We start from the raw sequence: 20,638 nt of genomic DNA on the forward strand, positions 1-20,638 counted from the left end.
TGTGTTGCTTTGTGCGTTGCCGTTCCCCGAATTAGACTTTGGAAGCCCAACCCAGGGTTTTTGGGGTTGTGTACCCGCACCACAAAAACAACAACGGTTTTCACGTACCTTACGCCGATCACGGATTACCAACAAATCGGCACAACGGGCTGGGCGTATAAAGCAACTGCACCGCGTGCTCTACTTTTCATCGCAAAACTCTAGCCCGCCCCAGCCCTTTCCATTGCACAACAAGCCTTGCCCTCTTGCCCGACCCGCCCATTAAGCGCACAATATGATCTCACACACCAAATTGCGCCCTGGGTGCGCACTGTGACACGTCTCGCGGCCGGGGCGCCTTCGATGATCCGGAGGGCACCATGACTATTGCAACTCGCCTGAAACACCATCTGGACGCTCAAGGAATTCCCTTTGACATTGTCCCACATCCCTATGCTGCAACCGCCAGCGAATGTGCCGAAGCGGCACATGTACCTGGTGATCACCTTGCCAAATCCGTCCTCATCCATATGGAGGAAGGCCCAATGCTCGCGGTTCTTCCCAGCAACCATCAGGTTGACCTCACCGCCCTGCAATCGATGATGGACCGCCGTCTCGGTTTGGCACCGGAATCTGAAATGCGTGATCTATTTGATGATTGCGCCCTCGGTGCGGTACCACCTGTAGGCGAAGCCTATAACCTGCCTACCATCGTGGACAACAGCCTCACCGGACTTGACAAAATCTGGTTCGAAGCAGGCGACCACAAAACCTTGGTTGAGATGCGCGGCAAGGATTTCGATACGTTGATGAAAGATGTCAAACACGGCGCTTTCTGCTGCATGCACTAAGCACCGGGGAAACACCAAACCGTCTGGTGTCAGACCTTTTAGGACAGGTCATAGCTCGAACCTGCATTATCTTTGCGGTTACGATCCGGTTCGCGCGACCGACGAGCGGACCTGCATCACCCAGAAGGAGAAATTCACCATGGCTCGCCTCACGGTCACTGCATTTCTGATCGGCCTCGCCACTGCTGGGACAGCGCAAATGGCGCCCACGGTTCACGAAATCTCGGCCTATGAGGGGCTCTTCAAAGCCGCGCAGGAGGGTGATGTCACCACGATTCGGCACCTGGCTGCAGACGGTGCCAACCTCAATGCCCGTGATTCCCACGGCCGCACCCCGGCACACGTGGCAGCCTTCGCTTCGGAAGATAAAGCCCTTCGCGCACTGGCTGTAGCTGGGGCCGACATGAACGCACTTGATGGACAGGCTTACGATGTTGTTACGATTGCTGCAGTGGCCGACGACCCAGAACTGATGTCGCTCGCGATCGAACTTGGCAATGATCCTGGCCTGACTACCAGCCCATATGACGGTACAGCGCTCATCGCAGCAGCGCATCTGGGCCATGTCGAAGTTGTCCAACGATTGATAGATGCCGGCGCGCCGCTCGACCATGTCAACAATCTGCATTGGACTGCGGTGATGGAGGCCGTGGTTCTGGGCGACGGGGGAGAAGACCACCAAGCCGTGCTCAACGCTCTACTCGCGGCAGGGGCTGACCGAACGCTGACCGACCGGGAAGGTGTCACGCCTCTCCATCACGCTGAAAGCCGCGGGTTTGCTGAGATGGCAGAGCGGCTAAGGCAACAAAACTGAATGTGGCTCCACGGGACCAAGCAACCAATGGCAGTACTGCTCGCATGACAAACTTCCGAGTTCGTGTGCAATTCAAGTTCACGTTCTTAGAAAGGGTACCATCACGAGCGTCTCGCCGGGGTCTCACGCAATTATCTTCGCTCTAGGTCGGCCCCAATTCGACATTCATCTAACAGTCGCATGCTGCTGTGCAGCCGGTCGAACCGGATCTTGTTCGATCGCGCCGCATTTCATTCACCTCGGTAATAGTCGACGGATGCGACAATCATTGCTTTGAGGCTCTGGCATTTTCGCGCAGATTTGTCATGGCATTGTTCCTCTTGGTGATCTGAAACGCTACGATTGTATTTGAGGCAACAAACAGGACAACGCGATGCGCAGAGCAATCTTCTTACCCCTTGCTGCACTATTACTAGGGGCCATGATCGAAGCTGAACCTGCAGCGGCAGCTTCGCTTGGGCGATACGAGGTTTTTGGCGTGGAAGACGGTGACATGCTGAAAATGCGTGGCGGGCCTGGAACAGGCTTCATTGTGATCGTTGGTCTTCCTAACGGAACCGCCTTGCGTGTTCACAGTTGCGAACAGACCGGCGGCACACGGTGGTGCCGCGTTTCTTTGGAGCGTGCACGTGGGCTCAAAGGGTATGTCTCTTGGGCGTATTTGCGAAAACTATGATGCAGCGGTGATCCGCGTTATCTTCTTAGCGGTACCTGTGAAAGGCCGACTGAGAACGCACTCTCTGTTTTAATGGCATCTTTCAACATGTGTACAAAACTGACCTGCGGGCCACCGAAGAATTGGCCCGTTAAACTCCATGGAAATTGGCGACACAGGTACAGCATTTTGATGACACCGCGCGCCAATCGAATTTCTGCAAATTAGTGATCACGTGGCGCTACGTCCGATGGAGCTGATTGCGGACCCCGCGAAGAACGCTTTCCGCAACAGCTGCAAAACCTTAGAGTAAGGCTGAAGAACCTGATTTTCCCTGAAAATGCACGGGCAGGCCAATCGCCGTCACCTGCTAAGCTTTAGGACAGAGTTGATGCCAACCGAGAACGCATCCCGCACGCCACCCACTTCTGGCGATAGTGCTAATAGCTCAGGTCCCAAGAAGCTCGGCCTTTTTGCGATGACGCTGCTGGTGGTCAGTGCCATGTTCGGTGGCGGTGTCTTCAATATCCCGCAGAATATGGCGCAGTCGGCGGCACTAGGGGCGATCTTGATTGCGTGGGTAATCTCGGGCCTGGGCATCTTCTTTCTAGCGCGCAGTTTTCAGGTTCTGGCCGATATCCGCCCGGAAATGACTTCCGGCATCTACATGTATGCACGCGCAGGGTTCGGAAAGCTGGCTGGGTTTTTGATCGCCTGGGGATACTGGCTGTCAGTGGCGTTCGGCAACGTAGGCTATGCGATCCTGCTGATGGACGCATTGAACTATTTCTTTCCACCTTATTTCGCAGGCGGCAACACCTGGCAGGCAACGTTGGGGTCTTCGGCGATTATTTGGGGGCTGTGCTTTCTTGTGCTGCGGGGCGTAAAGGGGGCTTCGGTGTTGAACAACATCGGAACGGTGGCCAAGTTCGTTCCTGTTACTCTGTTCCTACTCGTGGTCCTCTATTTCTCGTTCAGCCAGAATCTCTTCACCTCTGATTTCTGGGGTAATGTCTCTGATCAAGCACGGCAGGACAAACCACTGGGCAATGTGGCCGAGCAGATCAAGGGGACAATGTTGGTCACCCTGTGGATGTATATCGGAATCGAAAGCGCGGTGGTCATGTCCAACCGTTCGGATGCCAAAACGGTGAGCCGGGCAACGTTGCTGGGATACTTTATCGTAACCGTGCTGTTTGTATTGGTTTCTGTCCTACCATTTGGGGTCATGTCGCAAGGTGAGTTGTCGGTCCTTGCGCCCCCCTCGACGTCAGCGATTCTCGGGTCGTTGGTGGGTTTGTGGGGAGAGATGTTGATTAACGTCGGTGTCATCATTGCATTACTCAGTTCCTGGCTGGTTTGGACGTTACTGGTGGCAGAATTGCCTTGGGCCTGCGCCAAGGATGGAACCTTTCCAAAGATGTTCGCAAAGACCAACGCGGCTGGAATCGCGTCGGTATCGCTGATCGTGTCCACCGCCATCATGCAGGCTGCAATCATTCTGGTGTATTTCTCTGACAACGCCTGGAACCTGATGCTGTCAATTACCGGCGTGGTTATTTTGCCCGCCTATATCGGATCGGCAGCCTTTCTGTGGAAGCTCATAGGATCCGGCTCGTATCCGTCAACGGCGAAGATAGGCAAGACGCCAGCATTGATCATCAGCCTGCTTGCGACGGGTTTTGGGCTGTGGCTGGTTTATGCCGCAGGCGTTCAATTCATGCTGGCCGGAGCGGTGATATATGCCGCAGGTATCCCTGTTTTCTACTGGGCCCGACGGTCGGGCACGCCGAAAGAGCGCGCCTTTACCAGGCCCGAGGCGGTTGCGGCAATTGCGTTGTTTCTGCTGGCTGTAGCCGCAATCTGGATGTTGATCGACGGACGGTTACCGCAGGTCTATGCAGCTTAGGACATAAGGCTGCGATGACCGCCACACCGATCAAGATGCCTTTCGAGGACCAACCCTGGCGATGCGTTCGTTGACAAGGATATTGGTACTGTCCAGTCCCGGGGATTGCCCATGCAAATCGAACTCGATATCGACATCCTGTTCGAATACCAGACAATGCGTGGATCCACCGAAATGGAACATGCCGATCTCGTCACCCTTTGTAACGTGCTGACCCTCATAGACTGTAACATCACATGTAGATACCTCGGCCATACCGATCGCCACGAAACACATCAGCCCGATATCGGGATTGTCGGCCTCAATGAAAATGAGCGCGCGCGTCGCGACTTCGGCGATATACCCCTGCGAAGCATTAGGTCCCGCCGGGTCCAGCCCTTCTGCCATGATTTCGGAGTAATACGTGCCCTCGATCAACCGCGTCTTGACGATACGACCGGAGACCGGAGCATGCCAGCGATGATAGCTTAATGCGCTTAGAAACGCCTGATACACCGTTCCGCCTTCAAAGCGGCTTGCATAAGAGTCGTTGTCGAGCATGAATTGCAGCGCATAATGTTGCGCCTTGATCCAAAACCTGTCGTGCATTTTTACGTCTCGCGCCACGCGATATGGGGCAGATTCACAAGCGCTCACAACGATCGCATCATCGCCTTGCCCAGCGATGGGGCGCACACCTTCGCGGAAACGGCGAGTAAAAAAATCGTCCCAGGATTTGAAACCATAATGTGGCAGCGACGGGTCGCAGATAAAGTCTTCAACAAATGTCGGCATGGCTTTCTTCGCATCGGCGCCGAACCAACCTGATTTGGGATCATCGTTAAGGACCGAGGTGCTTTCCGGAGATTGTAAAAACACTGCCCATTCATTCAGCATCGCCCGAAGATGGGCGTCGATTTTGTCGTCCAGAAAGCCGGACCAACCTCCGATATTGGCCATCGACCAATCGAGAATTGCGTTAAAGGGGAAACCCACCAACCCGCTTTCGTTGAATTCAGGCGCATGGGTCATAATCGTGTTGAAGAGACGCAGCATGTGCTCATAGTCGCGAACCTGCGGTTTGCCTGAAGGTGAGACTTGTTCGCCCTCGGGTACTTCTTGGAACATCTGCGTAAAGAACATATACGCTTTAGCGTCCGTTTCGATCAGTGTCTTGAGGTTCTGGACCGCGGGCAAAAGTGGGCTGGTGTCCAATTCAGCTTTTCTTGCGATCTTTGTAGACCAGGCATCCAAAACGTCTTGATCCGAAGGCAACCACTTACCGACTTTGTAATGCACATTGACCGAAGTATCGCGTGAGGACATCAGATTGACCTTTCTGCTGTGGTTGAACTGCGCGTTGAGGCAAGGCTAGCACAACCTGCCAGATCTGTCGCAGATCGGTCCATTCCAGACCTTCCAACCTCTTCAAGCGCAGCTCAGCTTTGCCAGACCGGTCGTTCACCGCCAACCAGTCTGGCTAAATCTCTGACCTGAAGTCTGAAAAACTCCTTAATCATGCTGAACCCTGGCTTTCAGTATTTGGATAAGAAGGATAGCAAACCGGTTGTAGTGACGGCTTCGGCTGCTCAGCCTTGGGATAGCACAGGTTTCGAAGCACAACGGGCAGCTCAACTGACCTGCTCGGAACAGCGCAAAGAACACCAGCCAAGACCAGCAGTCCAATCTGAACTGCCTATGCTTTTCTCGACTTTTGTCTTCGCTAAACGCGGGCGTTTTAGTGCCTGGCGTTGCAATGCCAGCAGGTTTTTCTGCTTGCTAACCTCAAATGGCAGAAATTAGTGCACTTGCGGCAGACACAAACCCTGCCACCGCAACCGCGCTTGCTAAAGCAATACAAAAAACTTCTAAGGCACTGAACTTCATTTTGACCCCCATCAAAACGCTCTGAACGACATAGAGTAACTCTGCCGGTTCGCAAAGTGAGGGCATGTTTACGTAGCGGAAACCCGCTACGTGCGCGGCATTTATTCGCCTAGATACCACTCCAATACCAAATCATCAGCGTGCTCTGGCACCATTCGAGGCCATGCATTTCCAACCAACAATGCTTCCATATCTGGAGATTGCCGCATACCACAGAATTTGGTCAGTCATCAGGGTCTGCAATCGCGGAACAAAGTCGACAAAAGCTTTTGACGCGACACCAACTTGCGCGTCCTTCGTAAAGTCCGATGCAATCGCCTTATTTCTTCAGATCAGCTTGATGGTGGCCGTGCAACCCAGACCCGAAGGTCAAACACGACCTTCACGGTGGCTGCAAGGACAAGGGCACAAAGCAGCGCCTTCGACACCCCCTCCATCGTTCCCTCAATCAGCAATGCATGGATCACGCTTCCGACCACGACAATCATCGCCAGAGTCGTATGGCTGCGACGAAACTTGCGTGGTGGCAGATGCAGTCGGCGACGAAACACGCCAAGCAGCGCGGCGCCAAATACAGCCCACATTGCGATAACGCCCCAGGCGGAAAATGGCGTCGGGGATGTGAAGAGTAGTGCGTCGATCACATCTGGCGGACTGGTTATCCAGAGGCCCACGACATGGACGATCACCGTAGCTACCAACCCAATGCCGACCCAACGGTGAACACGGCGCCCGCGCGGACCCGGCAAGCCCGGCAGATATCCCGCCACCAACAGGGGTTGGATGAGCAGAATGGCCATGGCGAAGACGCCGGCAAATCCGGCCAGTATGTAGACAGGTTGACGCCAGGCGAGAAGCGGGCTCGAACCCGCGAGCGCGACTGGCAGGAGCACCACAATGGCAAGCGCACTCCAGATCAATACCTTGCGCGCCTGGCTCATCTAATTCGACCCGACCCAATCAAACCGGTTGAAGGACGAAATGCGCCTCAAGGCTTGTATCCTTTGCGCTCGACATCACTGGGCGCAGGAAGACAGTTTCGAATTCTCCGCTGTCATAGGCAAGGTGGCCGTGTGGTTGGCCAAATGCAGGGACAATCTGCGGCATCTCCAGGCGAAACTTACCATTGGCGTCGGTCAGTGTGGCGCCGTGACTGTGCGGGTCACGCTCATGACCTTCGGTCGTATGCGCCCAGATTTGGATGCGCTGGCCGGCCAGCGGGACACCATCGACTGCGCGACGCACCGTGCCCGTCATCCAAAAGCCGCCGCCTCCGATCCTTTCGACGATAGGCGCACCGGGAATGTAGTTGTTTGATCCACCGCGCATTGATGGTGTCGGGTCAAGGCTCTTGGCATGCGCAGGAAGCCAAAGCCCGGACGGCCCGGTGATCGCGAAGGACGCGCCCGCGGCAAGAACGGTTCGACGTTTGAACGCTCGGTTCTGCATCTGGATTTCTCCTATCAGGATAGCCAGTCAAACAACAGCATAACACGTAGCCGGACCCATCAATAATTCAACAGCGTGATCGGCATCCAAAAACACCTTGGCAGGAGCCGGGGCAGGAATCAGTCCGCTTGCCCGGACGCCTTGAGGTAGCGCGCCATTCCTTCGATGTTTTCCTCGCGCCACGCAGCATATTGTCCCCAGTCCTTGTAGTCCTCCATCATAACCTCGGCTTTCAGTTGCTCGACGGATTTGCCTGCTTTCAGACCGTCAAGCACCGCGGCCTGCAACTCGACCATGTAAGTATATGCGTCATCAAGATCGGCTTTCGTTCCCACGGCCCCGTGCCCGGGGGCAAAAATCTCGAAATCCAGCGTCTGGGCGGTTTCAAGCTGCTTGAACCACCCGCCGATATCAGAGCGAGCAAAATCGCGGAACGGAAGCCGTTTGGGAGCCGCAACGTCAACGATAAAAGCGACGTTTTCGGGACGGACAATGGTGACCAGCATATGGTTGTCGTGACCAGCGCCAAGGTTCGTCAGCTCTATCGTCTTGCCGCCGACCTCCAGCGTATGCGTGTCGCCCACGCGCAAATCCGGGGTGACACCGTCGATCGCATCGGGGGCATCCTCATGCGCGATTACCATTGCACCTTCATGGGCGCTGCCACCTGAAGCGTGGTCGCCATGGCTGTGCGAATATATCAGATGGCTGACCCGATCCTGCCCGATTTGATCGAGGTTAGAGTTCAGCCAGACCCCGGCTTCGGCATTGATAGGATCAACCCGGACAACCCCTTCATCTGTCACCACAAGAAGGGAGTTGTGAAAGTTGTTTCTCATCAAATAGATGTCGCCTGCCACTGGTTCGATGCTGCGCTTCACGTCTTGCGCAAACGTCGGAGTGGCCAAAACTGCCAACAGCAGACCCGTAATCAGTTTCATCGAGACCTCCCAAAATCAAAGAATGTAATGGCGGAATTATGCGGCAAACCACCAAATCCGGGCCCTCACAATTCCGTGAGTCTGTTGGGTGGCAAACGCTCGCGTATGCAACCGGCACTATGAGCACTAGACTCGCTTAACGGCCGCTCGCGAAACCTCACCAATCGTATCAAGGACGGCCCACAGGAAACGTTAGAGATCATTCTCCTTACAGTCGTGCGACTTCACCAAACCTGCCGTTCCCTCGTCGAAAATTGCGCTCATCGAGATAATTTTGGTCACGGATGCAGCTTCAATCTGCGGCAGCCTCTGTAACAGAAACAAAGTACGCCTGATTGATAATTCACGCTAAATCGAAGGCACGCTCATTGATCGGTTCGGGCCGACAAGGTTAGAGTTTCCTTGACCACGGCGCTTCAAGAAACATGCCTGGGGAGGGCACTCAGTCAATGGCCATACCATTTGAAACCTTTGCAGATGAGCTAACATATGAGGCTTTGCCAGCTGATGTTTTGGCCATTCTGCGTAGAAGTTTTACGGACACGATGGGTGTCGCAGCTGTTGGGTCAACAACTCCGTTGTCCAAAATTGCCCGACGCGTTGCTCCAGCGATTTTCGGGCAGGGTCCAGCTGGTGCGGCGCGAATCCTAATGGAAGGCACGGCCGTTAGCCCCGTGGGCGCGGCGATGGCCGGAGCTTTCACGATTGACAGCATTGACGCCCATGATGGGACGACGCCCTGCAAAGGCCACGCGGGGTCTGCTGTGTTTCCGGCAATGATGGCCATGGCTCAAGCAACAGAGCAAGCAATCGACGGCAAGCGGTTTGCTGAGATTTTGGCAGTGGCTTACGAAGTTTCGTACCGCGCAGGCCTGGTTCAACACGCGACTTGCCCAGACTACCATACCTCCGGGGCCTGGACTGCCGTTGGCGTGGCGGCCGCCGGTGCAAAGCTATTGGGCGGCGGCAGCGAACAGATCAGGCAAGCGGCAGGGATAGGCGAATATCACGGCCCCCGCAGCCAAATGATGCGATGTATAGACCATCCAACAATGGTGCGTGATGGTGTTGGATGGGGAGCACCGTCAGGCGTCACTGCCGCGTACCTAGCCATGCAAGGGTTCACAGGCGCTCCAGCATTGACATGCGAGGGTGCCGAAGGGCGTGATTTCTGGACCGATTTGGGACAAGGCTGGCGTCTGATCGATCATACCCACTACAAGGCCTACCCGTGCTGTCGATGGTCTCACCCGTCACTCGACGCTGCACATGACCTGATGAAAGAAAACGCGCTTACCCACGACATGATCGAAGCCGTGAACATTCGAACATTCCACTACGCGACGCGGTTAGCAGGCCATGAGCCCATGTCGCAGGATGAGTTTGCGTATTCCATCGCATTTCCGGTTGCCGCGATGATCGTGCGTGGGCAAGTCGGTGTTCCAGAGTTAGCGCAAGAGGCGCTGAATGACCCGGACATATTGCGCATCAGCCGGGTTACAAACCTGATAGATGACGACGAGATGACGCGGATCAGCACAGATAAACGCTGGGCACAGGTTTCATTGGTTTTGAAAGATGGTCGTCAGTTCGCGAGCGCCCCGCGCACACCGCGCGGAGACGCGGATATGCCTTTGTCTGACAAGGAAATCTCAGCGAAGTTTCAGTCATTGGCCGCCCCTGTTCTTGGTCAATCACGCGCCGATGAGATCGAGGCTTTGACCAGCCAATTCGATAGGCTGTCTGTAAAGGACTTCAGCCGTTTAATGGACTTATGCACCGAGCGAGCGACGACGAGCCAAACCCTGTTAACTGCGTAAGGAATAGCGTTTTTCGTGACGTTTACACATTTTGGGGAATTGGCAGATTGAGCCCAGTTTAATCTAGAATGCGAAGCCAGCACTGATGCAGTATTGATCCCCAAGGGCGCTGACGGCCCATACTGGACCTTCGACCGCCCAAGACCTGTATCTCTAACACGGCCATTTGCGCGAAGTGCAGGTTGTTGTGGATTTAGGTGTTTGCAAGGAGGCGCATATGGAGTTTGCCGCAAGCGCACCAGAAGCCGCGTTGGGGAAAGGCTTCAAAAACTCTCCGCCTATACGATGTTTTTAGCCGCAGGTATGAGCCCCGATCTGCCGTTACCATGAGAACTGGATACTGAGGATGCACTGGGCCGCTGTGAACCCATTTCGACCGGCACTGAGCATTACGTAATTGGCAGTTTTGCCTGATAGTGCCGTCTTCGTCAGGATCCACTTGGGGCATAGCTTCCGTCTTCGCGGTGCACTTCGCGCCCGCTGAGCGGCGGGGTGAAGACGCAGACAAGCCGCAGATCAGCGTCTGTGGCCTGCACCACATGCCGGTCATGTTGATCCAGTGCATAAAGAGTAAAGGGTTCAAGGGAATGCCAGGTTTTATCGTCAACCGCCCTGATCTGACCCTTGCCCTCTATACAGTAACACGCCTCTAAATGGTGGGTATATTCAAGCTCAAGCACTGCACCCTTTTTGATGATCGTATCGGTCAGGGAAAACCCCATTCTATCAGAGGCAAGCAGTAACCTTCTGCTGTTCCACCCCGGACCAGAGACGTCCCGATCTGTTCCAAGGATATCTTTAAGTGCTGTAACAATCATACTTCCCCGCCTCTTTGCTATCGTACTGCGCGGTTCATCCCGCCATCGGACAGTATACTCTGACCGTTAATATAACGGGCTCCTTCGCTGGCGAGAAACACGCAAGCGTGTCCAATTTCTTCGAACGTCGCGGGCCGCTGAGCGGGGATTTCCCGACGGGCTTGTTCGGACAGGTTCACATTCTCGCAGAACCCGGGCAGCAGGTTGTTCATGCGAATGTTATACCGAGCGTAACGGTCCCCGTAGAGCTTTGAAAAACTGTGCAGGGCGCCACGGAGCATGCTCATGGGATAGGGCGCACGCGGCTCGATTGTGTTCATGGATGAGATGTTTACGAAAGCGCCTCCGCCTTGTTCGATCAGGATTGGCGTGACGATACGGGCGATTTTGACCACGTTCAGCACATACATGTCCAAGCTTTCGTGCCACAACTCGTCGCTGAGTTCCAAAAGCGGTCCATCAAAATCAGGATCGAAGCCGACCGTCTTGATGGCTTCTGGCACCGATCCACCGTGACCCATGTTGCTGACGATTGCATCGATCCGTCCATACTTGCTCATGGTGTCGTCGATCATCGCTTGCAGATCATCTACATCTAAGACCGAGCCACGGCGGCCAATGCCCCCAAGCTCCGCCGCCAGTTCAACTGAGCGATTGGACGGGGACATTAGCGAGACCTTGTAGCCTGCCTTTGCCATTTCAATGGCGCAGCCCCGGCCAATGCCTTGTCCTGTACCTGTCATCAGTGCGACTTTGGTATCGGGCATGGTATCCCCTTTCTTTAGGTGCATAGTGTGTGAGAATTATTGAGTTGAAGCCAGTGTATCTCCTTAGAATTTGATAGGTCTATCGAGTTTTTTGGACGTTGCTGTTAGGTTTTCTCACATGTTGGAAAACCTCAGACACCTTCGGGCGCTTCAGGCCTTTGACGAAACCGCAACCCACTCCAGCCTAACTAAGGCAGCGGATGTGCTGAACGTCACCCACGGGGCGATCAGTCGGCAAATCAAGTTGCTGGAACTGCACCTTGGCGTGACGCTGTTTCATCGCCGCCCCAAAGGTGTTGAACTGACCAAAGCCGGGGAACGCTTATATCAATCAACACGCGGGGCGTTTTCTGCATTGCAGCTGGGCGTATCAGAGGTGAAGCGATTACATCACCGCCAGTCGATTACAGTGTCTTTGTCCACATCTCTGGCGCTCAAATGGCTTGTGCCATTACTCAGTTCGTTTCAGCAAAAGCACCCGGGTATCGCATTGCTGCTGGACACAAATGATGCCTACGCAGATTTCGATACGACTGAGGTGGATGTGGCCCTGCGGTTTGGCGAACCCGGTTGGGAAGGGCTATATCATGAGCAAATAAGACAAGAAGAGCTGGTTGTCGTGGCCGCGCCATCCCTTGTTGAGAAAGCACACCTGCCAATGCGCGCGGATGACGTGGCTGATCTCCCACTATTGCACGATGCTTTCAACGTCGGATGGGAAAGCTGGGCTGCGCAAGTTGGGTTGAGCGCTGATCGGATCAACTCGCAGAGCATCAAGTACGTTGATAGTGCTGTTCTGTTGGAGGCCGCAATTGACGGACAAGGCGTGGCGTTGGCGAGACATCTTTTGGCAGCAAGAGACTTGGAATTTGGTCGACTGATCCGTCTCGATGAAAGTCATGTTCCATTGGATCGTGGGCTACACTTCGTCTGCCGCCCCGGCGATCAGGAGCGGGTCACGGTGAGAATTTTCAAAAAATGGCTTATGTCGATTTAAGCTTTGGGTTCCAATTGAAACCCCACGAATGCGGTCACCGCTCGTTCTCTGATTAAGTCTGCTTTGTTGCGCAGAACTGCCATTGTGAGCTTTTGATTATGTGCCGACAGCGAACGGCAACTCTGTGGTCAACCTAACCTTATAAGGTCGAAATTTTTTAAATCGACACGCAAACCCGAAGCGTCTCCTGATGCGTAATTTGTGCATAACGCGCGAAAATTTTTCGTAAACAATGAGAAAAGCCACAATAGACAGCTCTTTTGAAGTGGGTTCGATTAACTCAGCATATTATTTTTCTATTTGAAATCAATTTCTTAAATATACTGGTGCGGGCGGTGGGACTCGAACCCACACGGGCATACGCCCTTCAGATTTTAAGTCTGATATGTCTACCATTCCATCACGCCCGCACGGCGCAGGGCTCAGAGAGCCTGAAAAAAGCAGTAAGGCCACTCGCCAGTGAATTCAATGCGTTTCACTAATCCCAAACTAGGATTTTCCGCTCAGTCTGAATAACCTGCCTCGGGGCCTTTGCAACCCATACCCCCTTGTCATTGCGCAAAATTCCAGCCAAGGGCTCGGAATGACTTATGACACGATCATTCTGGGCGCCGGAGCCGCTGGCATGATGTGCGCGACTCATTGCAGTGGGCGTGTTCTGGTGATCGATCATGCAAAGGCACCGGGCGAGAAAATCCGCATCTCGGGTGGCGGGCGATGCAATTTCACCAACCTGCATGCTGGACCCGAGAACTTTCTGTCCGGCAACCCACATTTCTGCAAGTCCGCTCTGGCGCGGTATACACAATGGGATTTCCTTGATCTGGTGAACCGCCACGACATTGCGTGGCATGAAAAGACGTTGGGACAGCTTTTCTGCGACGGCTCGTCCAAGCAGATTGTCGCAATGCTGCTGTCGGAGATGCGGCAAGCTGGCGCAGAGCTGTGGCTGCAAACCACTGCGCAAAGTGTGGTAAAAACCGAAGACGGATTTGTACTGGACCTGGACCGCGACGGGCAGCGGCATTCTGTGAACTGCCGAAATCTGGTGCTGGCCACAGGTGGCAAATCGATCCCAAAGATGGGGGCGACTGGGCTGGCATACGATATCGCGCGCCAATTCAGCCTTTCCGTCACTGAAACGCGGGCCGCGCTGGTGCCGTTCACGTTTTCCGATAACCGGTTCAAAGACCTGTCGGGGGTTTCCCTGCCTGCCCGGCTGACCAACGCGCGCGCCAGCTTTGACGAGGCGCTGCTGTTCACACATCGCGGCTTAAGCGGCCCCGCCGTGCTACAACTGTCGTCTTACTGGCGTGAAGGTGAGGCGATTTCCGCCGACCTGATACCAGACATGCCCTTGTTCGACCTCTTGCGCGAACAACGACAACTGGCGGGCCGCAAGGCGCTGAAAACAGAACTCGCACGCCATATGCCCGCGCGATTGATTGACCATCTTAGCCAGCAGATTCCGATGGCAGGCAATTTGGCGGATCAATCCGACGCCGCTCTGGCTGATTTGATCGCAGCGCTTTCAAATTGGCAGTTGTTGCCCTCCGGAACCGAAGGATACCGCACGGCCGAAGTTACCCTGGGCGGGATCGACACCCAGGAGCTTTCTTCAAAAACGATGGAGGCCAGGAAAGTTCCTGGCCTCTATGCGATTGGTGAAGCAGTGGATGTAACCGGTTGGTTGGGCGGCTACAATTTTCAGTGGGCCTGGTCCTCAGGCTACGCCGCTGGAACAGCCATCTCGGGTCGGGGTTAGCCGACCACGTTATAGCCACGTCCGCGCATGCAGTTGCGCACGATCACTTCCTGGTTCTGGGTGTTCTGAATTGCACTCGCCCCGGCACCGACCAAAGCACCTGCGACTGCAGCCCGACCAAGATCGCTGGCACTGTCATCAATGATGGCCTTGGTGCCTGCAGCACCTGCAGCACCGATCGCGGCGGCACCAGCAGTTCTGCTATCTACTGTAGGCTGCGATCTTGCCAGCGCCTGGCATTGGGCCAGATCCGCGTTGTAGTTTGGGCTGACCGGACCGTCGATGACAGGCTGGTAGTTCGCTCCGACATTCGAGCAGGCTCCCGCCAGCAGAAATGCGGGAACAATTAGAAGAGTTTTACGGTTTGGCATATCCATGACCTCGTGTTGAATTTTCGAAAGGCAAAACCAATAATCAAGGCGCGTCAAGTCGATAGCGTCAGAGCTTTGCCGAACTGGCAATCAATTGCAACCGGCAGCTTCCTTCAGACGCGTTTTGACCCGGGTTGTGAAATCTTCGCCACGCTGTTCGAAATTGTCATACTGATCGAAACTTGCAGCGGCAGGCGCAAGCAGAACCGTGTCACCCGACTGTGCATCTGCAATGGCTAGATCCACGGCCGAAGCCATGTCGGTGCAAACAGCGGCTTCCACATCCAGCTGCATGGCAAACGACGCAGCCTCTCGCCCAATTACATATGCCTTGAGAACTTGGTCTCTAGCCACATTCAACCCGGTGACCCCTCCTTCTTTTTCGACCCCCCCACAGATCCAGCGGATCCGCTGGAAGGCACTCAATGCCTTCAGGGCGCTGTCGACGTTTGTAGCCTTGGAATCATTGACAAAAGTAACCCCGTTGTCCTCGGCAATGATCTGACTGCGGTGCGGCAGACCTGGGAATGAGTGCATCGCATCCTCGATCACGCGCGGCGCAAGACCCAGCGTACGACAGGCCGCGTAAGCAGCGCAGGCGTTTTGATGGTTGTGCGTTCCGGGTAAGCCCTTGATGCCGCGCAGGTCGATCGAACCCGCCTGACGACCTTTCCGGTACTCTGATAAAAACCCTTTGCGCGCAAAAACCTGCCACCCCGGGCCGTTCAGCTTGCGCGCGACCGAAATCCGGATCACCCGATCATCTGCGGGCCCTTCGGACAATTGCCCAGCCAGAAAGGCACCTTCGGTTTCATCAACACCAATTATGGCCCGATCGGGTCCGCCTTCAGAAAACAGGCGCCTCTTGGCAGCAAAATACCCTCCCATACCGCCGTGTCGATCCAAATGATCCGGTGAAAGGTTGGTAAACACCGCAATATCCGGTGTCAGCGCGCGCGCCAACTCAGTCTGATAGCTGCTCAGCTCCAGAACAACGACTGACCCATCGCCGCCGGGGTCAATATCCAGTACGCCACGCCCAATATTGCCCGCCAGTTGCGAGTCACGCCCGGCTTCCGAGATGATGTGGTGAATGAGAGCGGCGGTTGTGGATTTCCCATTCGATCCCGTCACCGCAATCACACGTGGGGGCGTATCAAAATTGTTCCAATCCGGTCCTGCGAATGAGCGGAAGAATAGACCGATATCGTTATCCACCGGCACACCCTCTTCCAACGCTGCTGCCACAACCGGGTTGGGGTCTGGGTAAAGATGCGGAATACCGGGCGAAACGATTAGTGTCGCGATGCCTTCAAACGCACCGTTGCGGCGCAAATCAAAACAAAGGAATCCTTCGGCCTCGGCCTTTTCACGTGCGGCCGGATTGTCATCCCAACATATCGCGTCAGCTCCTCCAGCGCGCAGAGCTCTGGCCGACGCAAGACCAGACCGACCCAACCCCAACACCGCAACTTTTTGTCCGGAAAACCCTTTGACCGGGATCATGCTGCCTACCTTCACAGAACTTTTGATGCGCCGCCACACTGCACTGAAGAAATTCCGAATGGCAAGGGCGTGTTCAGGCTCGCGTATATGCGCGAGCCGGGCCCAACAGGTGGCAGGCAGGCTGCAGGCCAGCCGAACCTGGCGGGAGTTTTACCGGACCTTCAGTGTTGCCAGCCCGATCATCGCAAGAATCAGAGAGATGATCCAAAATCGAATAACGATGGTGGGTTCTGCCCATCCTTTTTTCTCGTAGTGGTGATGGATCGGTGCCATCAGAAACACGCGCTTTCCCGTGCGTTTGAAATAAAGCACCTGAATGATCACACTCAACGCCTCGACCACGAACAATCCACCAACGACAGCCAGCACCAGCTCGTGTTTTGTCGCCACGGCGATTGCGCCCAGCGCGCCCCCCAAGGCAAGCGATCCAGTGTCACCCATGAAGACCGCAGCCGGTGGGGCATTGTACCAGAGAAAGCCAAGCCCCGCGCCGAACAGCGCCGAGGTGAAAATGAATATTTCTCCCGTACCGGGCACGTAGTGCACATCAAGGTATTCGGTAAAGTCCACCCGCCCCACTGCATAAGCGATAACGCCCAGTGTCGAAGCCGCAATCATTGCGGGCATGATCGCCAGACCGTCCAGGCCATCCGTAAGGTTAACCGCATTTGCGGCCCCAACGATCACGACAATTGCGAACGGAATATAGAAGATGCCCAAATTGACCAGAGTGTCTTTGAAAATTGGCAACGCCAACTGGTTCTGCAATCCCTCGGGATGGTGCAACGTGGCCCAGAGCGCCGCCAGGACCGCAATGAGAACGCCCAGTGCCAGTCGCATCTTGCCGGATACGCCCTTGGTGTTCTGTTTCGACACTTTGGCATAATCATCCGCAAACCCAATCGCGGCATAGGCCAATGTCACAAATAGCACCATCCAAACATAAGGATTGTCCCACCGTGCCCAAATCAGCGTCGATGTGACCAGTGCGCCCACGATCAGCAATCCGCCCATGGTCGGCGTTCCGGCTTTGCTGAAATGGCCCTCGGGGCCGTCATCACGGATCGGTTGACCTTTGCCCTGTTTGCGACGCAACACGTTGATCAACGGTTTGCCGAACAGGAAACCAAACACCAGCGCAGTGAGAAAGGCACCACCTGCGCGGAAGGTGATATAGCGGAAGAGGTTCCAAAAATCCCCTCCGTCCGACAATGCGGTCAACCAATACAGCATTACAAAACCTCTCTCACGCGTCGGTCATGGGTCAAGCGCGCTCCCATGCCCCATTTTCCGCAGACCGTCAACAATCCGCGCCAGCGCCATGCTCAGCGAGCCTTTGGCCAGTACAACGTCACCATCGCGTATCAGTTCGGGCAGATACGCAGCCATCCGATCGCTGCTGTCGAACCACAAACCGCGCTTGCTCTCTGGCAATGCCTGATGCATCGCCTGCATCAGAGGCCCAATGCAATGAACCTGGTCAACACGTGTCATCGCCTCGAGGTCAGCCATTGCAGCGTGCATAGCCTTCTCTTGAGGCCCCAGCTCTTTCATATCGCCCAAGAACGCGATACGCCGCCCACCTTTTGATGCGGCCAGGACGTCCAACGCAGCCTCCATCGAAGTCGGGTTGGCGTTGTAGCTGTCGTCAAGCAGATCGATCCGCCCTCCACCTGCCAGCGGCAGAGTTTCCCGCACCCCACGCCCGGTTACAGGAGACCAGTAGCTGAGGCCTGAAATTGCCTGATCCAAGTCCACGCCCATTTCGACACACGCAGCCAAGGCCCCCAAGGCGTTCATGGCGAAATGCGTGCCTGCCGACCGAACCATGAAGTCCACAGTCTGTCCATCAATCGACACCTGCGCACGGACGGTGTTCGCGGATTGGGCCACATCTGCCAGTATGTAATCTGCTGCATTGCGACCAAACTCGACTATCCTTGCCCCCTGGGCTCTGGCGATTTGCCGAAGGATATCCGTGTGATCAACATCCGCATTCACGATGGCTACGCCGTTCTCTTCCAACCCCTCGAAAATAGCGCCTTTTTCATGAGCGATTTCCGCAACAGAATCGAAGGCTTCAAGGTGGACTGCCGCGACAGTCGTGATCAAAGCCACGTGCGGACGCGCCTGACGGGCCAGAGGGGCAATTTCTCCCGGATGGTTCATGCCAATCTCGATGACTGCAAATTCCGTGTCCCGCGGCATCCGGGCCAGCGTCAGTGGTACGCCCCAGTGATTATTGTAGCTGGCAACACTGGCATGGGTTTTGCCCTGCGTTTCCAATATCGTGGCCAGCATCTCTTTGGTAGAAGTCTTCCCGACGCTACCTGTCACCCCGACTACGCGCGCGGTGGATCGCGACCTAGCCGCCTGCCCCAGTGCTTCGAGCCCCTCCAATACATCATCAACAACCAGCAAAGGTGCGTCCGGCGACACGTTTTCGGGGACGTGCGAAACCAATGCGGCCCCTGCACCTTTTTCCAGCGCCTGCGCGACAAAGTCATGCCCATCCCGCGCCGCTTTCAATGCAACGAACAGATCACCAGGTTGTATTGTACGGGTATCGATAGAAACGCCATTCACCGACCAATCGCAGCTCGCCCGGCCACCCGTGGCCTCCGCGGCCTCCTGCGCAGTCCAGAGCGTCATGCGACCCGCCCATCCAAAGCAGCCACTGCAATGCTTGCTTGCTCCACGTCATCGAATGGCAAGACCTGGTCACCCACAATCTGCCCGGTCTCGTGTCCCTTGCCTGCAATCAAAAGGGCGTCACCCGGTTGCAGAGCGTCAACGCCGCGCAATATTGCCTCAGCCCTGTCGCCAACCTCAGTAGCCTCAGGTGCTCCCAGCATGACGGCGGTTCGGATCGCAGCGGCGTCTTCGCTGCGGGGGTTGTCGTCCGTGATAAAGACAATGTCGGCATTTGCCGCTGCAGCCTGCCCCATCAGAGGGCGTTTGGTGTCATCACGGTCGCCACCTGCACCTACGATAGCGATCAGCCGTCCCATCACATGCGGTCGCATGGCCTTGAGCGCAGTGGCCACCGCATCCGGCGTATGGGCATAATCAACAAAGACCGTTGCGCCGTTCTCACGCGTCGCGGCCAGTTGCATGCGACCACGGACGGTGGTCAGATGCGGCAGTGTCTCGAATACGAGTTCAGGGTCATCCCCGGCGGCGATGACCAATCCACAGGCCAACAGAACATTCTCAGCTTGAAACCCTCCAATCAGGTTCAAACGGGTCTGAAAAACCTTCCCTTTCCAGGAAAACCGCAAATCCTGCCCGGTCGCATCAAATCGCTGATTGATCAGACACAGATCGGCCGATCCCAGTCCAACTGTCAGTACCGACTGACCACGGCTTTCCGCGATACGGCGAACCTGTGCACCCTTCGGGTCGCTCAGATTGACAACCGCTATTCCGTCCTGCGGAAGAACCCGATCGAACAATCCGGTCTTGGCATTGAAGTAGGCTTCGAATGTCTCGTGATAATCCAGGTGATCTTGTGTGAAATTCGAGAACCCCGCAGCCGCCAGTTGCACGCCATCCAGGCGGCGCTGTTCCAGACCGTGGGACGAAGCTTCCATGGCCGCGTGCGTCACACCATTTTCCGCCGCCTGAGCAAGACAGCGATGCAATGTAATAGGTTCGGGAGTGGTATGCGCCAACGGGCTCGTCCAAGCACCCTCGACCCCTGTTGTTCCAAGGTTAACAGCAGCATGACCAAGCTCGGACCAAATCTGGCGCACGAAGCTGGAAACCGAAGTTTTGCCATTGGTTCCCGTGACGGCCACGATTGTCTGGGGCTGCGCACCAAACCAAAGAGCAGCTGAGCCAGCCAGTGCCTGCCGCGGGTCTTCAACCACAACCAGCGCGGCGTCAGATCCGGCCAAGTCTTCGGCGGCAATCTCTGCGCCTTCGGCATCTGTCAGGATCGCAGCAGCCCCCATGCGCAAGGCATATTGGATGAATTCACCGCCGTGTACGCGCGTGCCCGGCAGCGCCGCAAACAGGTATCCGTCCTTGACCTCTCGGCTATCAACAGCCAGCCCGGTGACAAGAGGATTCACGCCCCCCCGCGCAGTCAGGGCCAGTTGGCTTAGTTTCTTTGACCTTGCGCCCAT

At 55.5% G+C, this 20,638-nt stretch carries 18 protein-coding genes and 1 tRNA gene; 7 read left to right on the forward strand and 12 right to left on the reverse strand.

Features of this window, described 5'->3' with window-relative positions:
• The first annotated feature begins 359 nt into the window (after window positions 1-359).
• From AC2TCY_RS14345 to AC2TCY_RS14360, 4 genes are all read left to right on the forward strand, one after another.
• Complete coding sequence (locus AC2TCY_RS14345; RefSeq protein ID WP_480848316.1) at window positions 360-830, forward strand: aminoacyl-tRNA deacylase; 471 nt, start codon at window positions 360-362, stop codon at window positions 828-830.
• Between the two features lie 139 nt (window positions 831-969).
• Window positions 970-1,644, forward strand: a complete 675-nt coding sequence (locus tag AC2TCY_RS14350; protein ID WP_480848318.1) for an ankyrin repeat domain-containing protein — start codon at window positions 970-972, stop codon at window positions 1,642-1,644.
• 373 nt (window positions 1,645-2,017) lie between these two features.
• Complete coding sequence (locus AC2TCY_RS14355) at window positions 2,018-2,320, forward strand: SH3 domain-containing protein (protein ID WP_480848320.1); 303 nt, start codon at window positions 2,018-2,020, stop codon at window positions 2,318-2,320.
• Window positions 2,321-2,690: 370 nt separating this feature from the next.
• The gene (locus AC2TCY_RS14360) at window positions 2,691-4,208 is read left to right on the forward strand and encodes a basic amino acid/polyamine antiporter (protein ID WP_480848321.1); all 1,518 of its coding nucleotides are present in this window, start codon (window positions 2,691-2,693) and stop codon (window positions 4,206-4,208) included.
• A gap of 30 nt (window positions 4,209-4,238) precedes the next feature.
• Here the strand turns inward: AC2TCY_RS14360 and AC2TCY_RS14365 are convergent, their stop codons facing one another.
• From AC2TCY_RS14365 to AC2TCY_RS14380, 4 genes are all read right to left on the reverse strand, one after another.
• Complete coding sequence (locus AC2TCY_RS14365) at window positions 4,239-5,513, reverse strand: phophatidylserine decarboxylase associated domain-containing protein (RefSeq protein ID WP_480848322.1); 1,275 nt, start codon at window positions 5,511-5,513, stop codon at window positions 4,239-4,241.
• An 893-nt stretch (window positions 5,514-6,406) separates the two neighbouring features.
• Complete coding sequence (locus AC2TCY_RS14370) at window positions 6,407-7,015, reverse strand: ferric reductase-like transmembrane domain-containing protein (RefSeq protein WP_480848324.1); 609 nt, start codon at window positions 7,013-7,015, stop codon at window positions 6,407-6,409.
• 19 nt (window positions 7,016-7,034) lie between these two features.
• Entirely contained in the window at window positions 7,035-7,523 is a 489-nt protein-coding gene (locus AC2TCY_RS14375) for a twin-arginine translocation pathway signal (protein WP_480848325.1), read from the reverse strand.
• Window positions 7,524-7,642: 119 nt separating this feature from the next.
• A complete protein-coding gene (locus AC2TCY_RS14380; RefSeq protein WP_480848327.1) occupies window positions 7,643-8,464 on the reverse strand; it encodes an MBL fold metallo-hydrolase in 822 nt (273 codons plus the stop codon).
• Between the two features lie 449 nt (window positions 8,465-8,913).
• Here AC2TCY_RS14380 and AC2TCY_RS14385 point away from each other — a divergent pair, with 449 nt between their 5' ends.
• A complete protein-coding gene (locus tag AC2TCY_RS14385) occupies window positions 8,914-10,284 on the forward strand; it encodes an MmgE/PrpD family protein (protein WP_480848329.1) in 1,371 nt (456 codons plus the stop codon).
• Window positions 10,285-10,712: 428 nt separating this feature from the next.
• Here the strand turns inward: AC2TCY_RS14385 and AC2TCY_RS14390 are convergent, their stop codons facing one another.
• Window positions 10,713-11,102, reverse strand: a complete 390-nt coding sequence (locus AC2TCY_RS14390) for an ectoine synthase (protein WP_480848330.1) — start codon at window positions 11,100-11,102, stop codon at window positions 10,713-10,715.
• A gap of 17 nt (window positions 11,103-11,119) precedes the next feature.
• Window positions 11,120-11,869 (reverse strand): SDR family oxidoreductase, encoded by a 750-nt coding sequence (locus AC2TCY_RS14395; protein ID WP_480848332.1) that lies wholly within the window; start codon window positions 11,867-11,869, stop codon window positions 11,120-11,122.
• 118 nt (window positions 11,870-11,987) lie between these two features.
• Between AC2TCY_RS14395 and AC2TCY_RS14400 the strand changes: the two genes are divergently transcribed.
• On the forward strand, window positions 11,988-12,866 hold the full coding sequence (locus AC2TCY_RS14400) for a LysR substrate-binding domain-containing protein (protein ID WP_480848333.1): 879 nt from the start codon (window positions 11,988-11,990) through the stop codon (window positions 12,864-12,866).
• Window positions 12,867-13,190: 324 nt separating this feature from the next.
• Here AC2TCY_RS14400 and AC2TCY_RS14405 read toward each other — a convergent pair.
• Window positions 13,191-13,276, reverse strand: a tRNA-Leu gene (locus AC2TCY_RS14405).
• A 173-nt stretch (window positions 13,277-13,449) separates the two neighbouring features.
• On the opposite strand from AC2TCY_RS14405, the gene AC2TCY_RS14410 reads away from it, so the two are divergent.
• Window positions 13,450-14,631, forward strand: coding sequence for a BaiN/RdsA family NAD(P)/FAD-dependent oxidoreductase (locus AC2TCY_RS14410; protein ID WP_480848335.1), 1,182 nt, complete (start codon window positions 13,450-13,452; stop codon window positions 14,629-14,631).
• Here the strand turns inward: AC2TCY_RS14410 and AC2TCY_RS14415 are convergent.
• The 5 genes from AC2TCY_RS14415 to AC2TCY_RS14435 all read right to left on the reverse strand — a co-directional run bounded on the left by AC2TCY_RS14415 (window position 14,628) and on the right by AC2TCY_RS14435 (window position 20,638).
• On the reverse strand, window positions 14,628-15,002 hold the full coding sequence (locus tag AC2TCY_RS14415) for a glycine zipper family protein (RefSeq protein WP_480848336.1): 375 nt from the start codon (window positions 15,000-15,002) through the stop codon (window positions 14,628-14,630). The genes AC2TCY_RS14410 and AC2TCY_RS14415 overlap by 4 nt on opposite strands.
• 90 nt (window positions 15,003-15,092) lie before the next feature.
• Window positions 15,093-16,508, reverse strand: a complete 1,416-nt coding sequence (gene murD / locus AC2TCY_RS14420) for a UDP-N-acetylmuramoyl-L-alanine--D-glutamate ligase (protein ID WP_480848338.1) — start codon at window positions 16,506-16,508, stop codon at window positions 15,093-15,095.
• A 150-nt stretch (window positions 16,509-16,658) separates the two neighbouring features.
• Complete coding sequence (gene mraY, locus AC2TCY_RS14425; RefSeq protein ID WP_480848340.1) at window positions 16,659-17,741, reverse strand: phospho-N-acetylmuramoyl-pentapeptide-transferase; 1,083 nt, start codon at window positions 17,739-17,741, stop codon at window positions 16,659-16,661.
• Between the two features lie 24 nt (window positions 17,742-17,765).
• On the reverse strand, window positions 17,766-19,160 hold the full coding sequence (locus AC2TCY_RS14430) for a UDP-N-acetylmuramoyl-tripeptide--D-alanyl-D-alanine ligase (RefSeq protein ID WP_480848341.1): 1,395 nt from the start codon (window positions 19,158-19,160) through the stop codon (window positions 17,766-17,768).
• Entirely contained in the window at window positions 19,157-20,638 is a 1,482-nt protein-coding gene (locus tag AC2TCY_RS14435) for a UDP-N-acetylmuramoyl-L-alanyl-D-glutamate--2,6-diaminopimelate ligase (RefSeq protein ID WP_480848343.1), read from the reverse strand. The genes AC2TCY_RS14430 and AC2TCY_RS14435 overlap by 4 nt, the downstream gene beginning before the upstream one ends.

Source organism: Ruegeria sp. HKCCD7181 (assembly GCF_057221055.1).

What these genes read in the sequence shown, in the direction of transcription:
- AC2TCY_RS14345 (WP_480848316.1), top strand. Translation starts at nt 360, where the DNA reads ATGACTATTGCAACTCGCCTGAAACACCATCTGGACGCTCAAGGAATT.
- AC2TCY_RS14350 (WP_480848318.1), top strand. Translation starts at nt 970, where the DNA reads ATGGCTCGCCTCACGGTCACTGCATTTCTGATCGGCCTCGCCACTGCT.
- AC2TCY_RS14355 (WP_480848320.1), top strand. Translation starts at nt 2,018, where the DNA reads ATGCGCAGAGCAATCTTCTTACCCCTTGCTGCACTATTACTAGGGGCC.
- AC2TCY_RS14360 (WP_480848321.1), top strand. Translation starts at nt 2,691, where the DNA reads ATGCCAACCGAGAACGCATCCCGCACGCCACCCACTTCTGGCGATAGT.
- AC2TCY_RS14365 (WP_480848322.1), bottom strand. Translation starts at nt 5,513, where the DNA reads ATGTCCTCACGCGATACTTCGGTCAATGTGCATTACAAAGTCGGTAAG.
- AC2TCY_RS14370 (WP_480848324.1), bottom strand. Translation starts at nt 7,015, where the DNA reads ATGAGCCAGGCGCGCAAGGTATTGATCTGGAGTGCGCTTGCCATTGTG.
- AC2TCY_RS14375 (WP_480848325.1), bottom strand. Translation starts at nt 7,523, where the DNA reads ATGCAGAACCGAGCGTTCAAACGTCGAACCGTTCTTGCCGCGGGCGCG.
- AC2TCY_RS14380 (WP_480848327.1), bottom strand. Translation starts at nt 8,464, where the DNA reads ATGAAACTGATTACGGGTCTGCTGTTGGCAGTTTTGGCCACTCCGACG.
- AC2TCY_RS14385 (WP_480848329.1), top strand. Translation starts at nt 8,914, where the DNA reads ATGGCCATACCATTTGAAACCTTTGCAGATGAGCTAACATATGAGGCT.
- AC2TCY_RS14390 (WP_480848330.1), bottom strand. Translation starts at nt 11,102, where the DNA reads ATGATTGTTACAGCACTTAAAGATATCCTTGGAACAGATCGGGACGTC.
- AC2TCY_RS14395 (WP_480848332.1), bottom strand. Translation starts at nt 11,869, where the DNA reads ATGCCCGATACCAAAGTCGCACTGATGACAGGTACAGGACAAGGCATT.
- AC2TCY_RS14400 (WP_480848333.1), top strand. Translation starts at nt 11,988, where the DNA reads ATGTTGGAAAACCTCAGACACCTTCGGGCGCTTCAGGCCTTTGACGAA.
- AC2TCY_RS14410 (WP_480848335.1), top strand. Translation starts at nt 13,450, where the DNA reads ATGACTTATGACACGATCATTCTGGGCGCCGGAGCCGCTGGCATGATG.
- AC2TCY_RS14415 (WP_480848336.1), bottom strand. Translation starts at nt 15,002, where the DNA reads ATGCCAAACCGTAAAACTCTTCTAATTGTTCCCGCATTTCTGCTGGCG.
- murD (WP_480848338.1), bottom strand. Translation starts at nt 16,508, where the DNA reads ATGATCCCGGTCAAAGGGTTTTCCGGACAAAAAGTTGCGGTGTTGGGG.
- mraY (WP_480848340.1), bottom strand. Translation starts at nt 17,741, where the DNA reads ATGCTGTATTGGTTGACCGCATTGTCGGACGGAGGGGATTTTTGGAAC.
- AC2TCY_RS14430 (WP_480848341.1), bottom strand. Translation starts at nt 19,160, where the DNA reads ATGACGCTCTGGACTGCGCAGGAGGCCGCGGAGGCCACGGGTGGCCGG.
- AC2TCY_RS14435 (WP_480848343.1), bottom strand. Translation starts at nt 20,638, where the DNA reads ATGGGCGCAAGGTCAAAGAAACTAAGCCAACTGGCCCTGACTGCGCGG.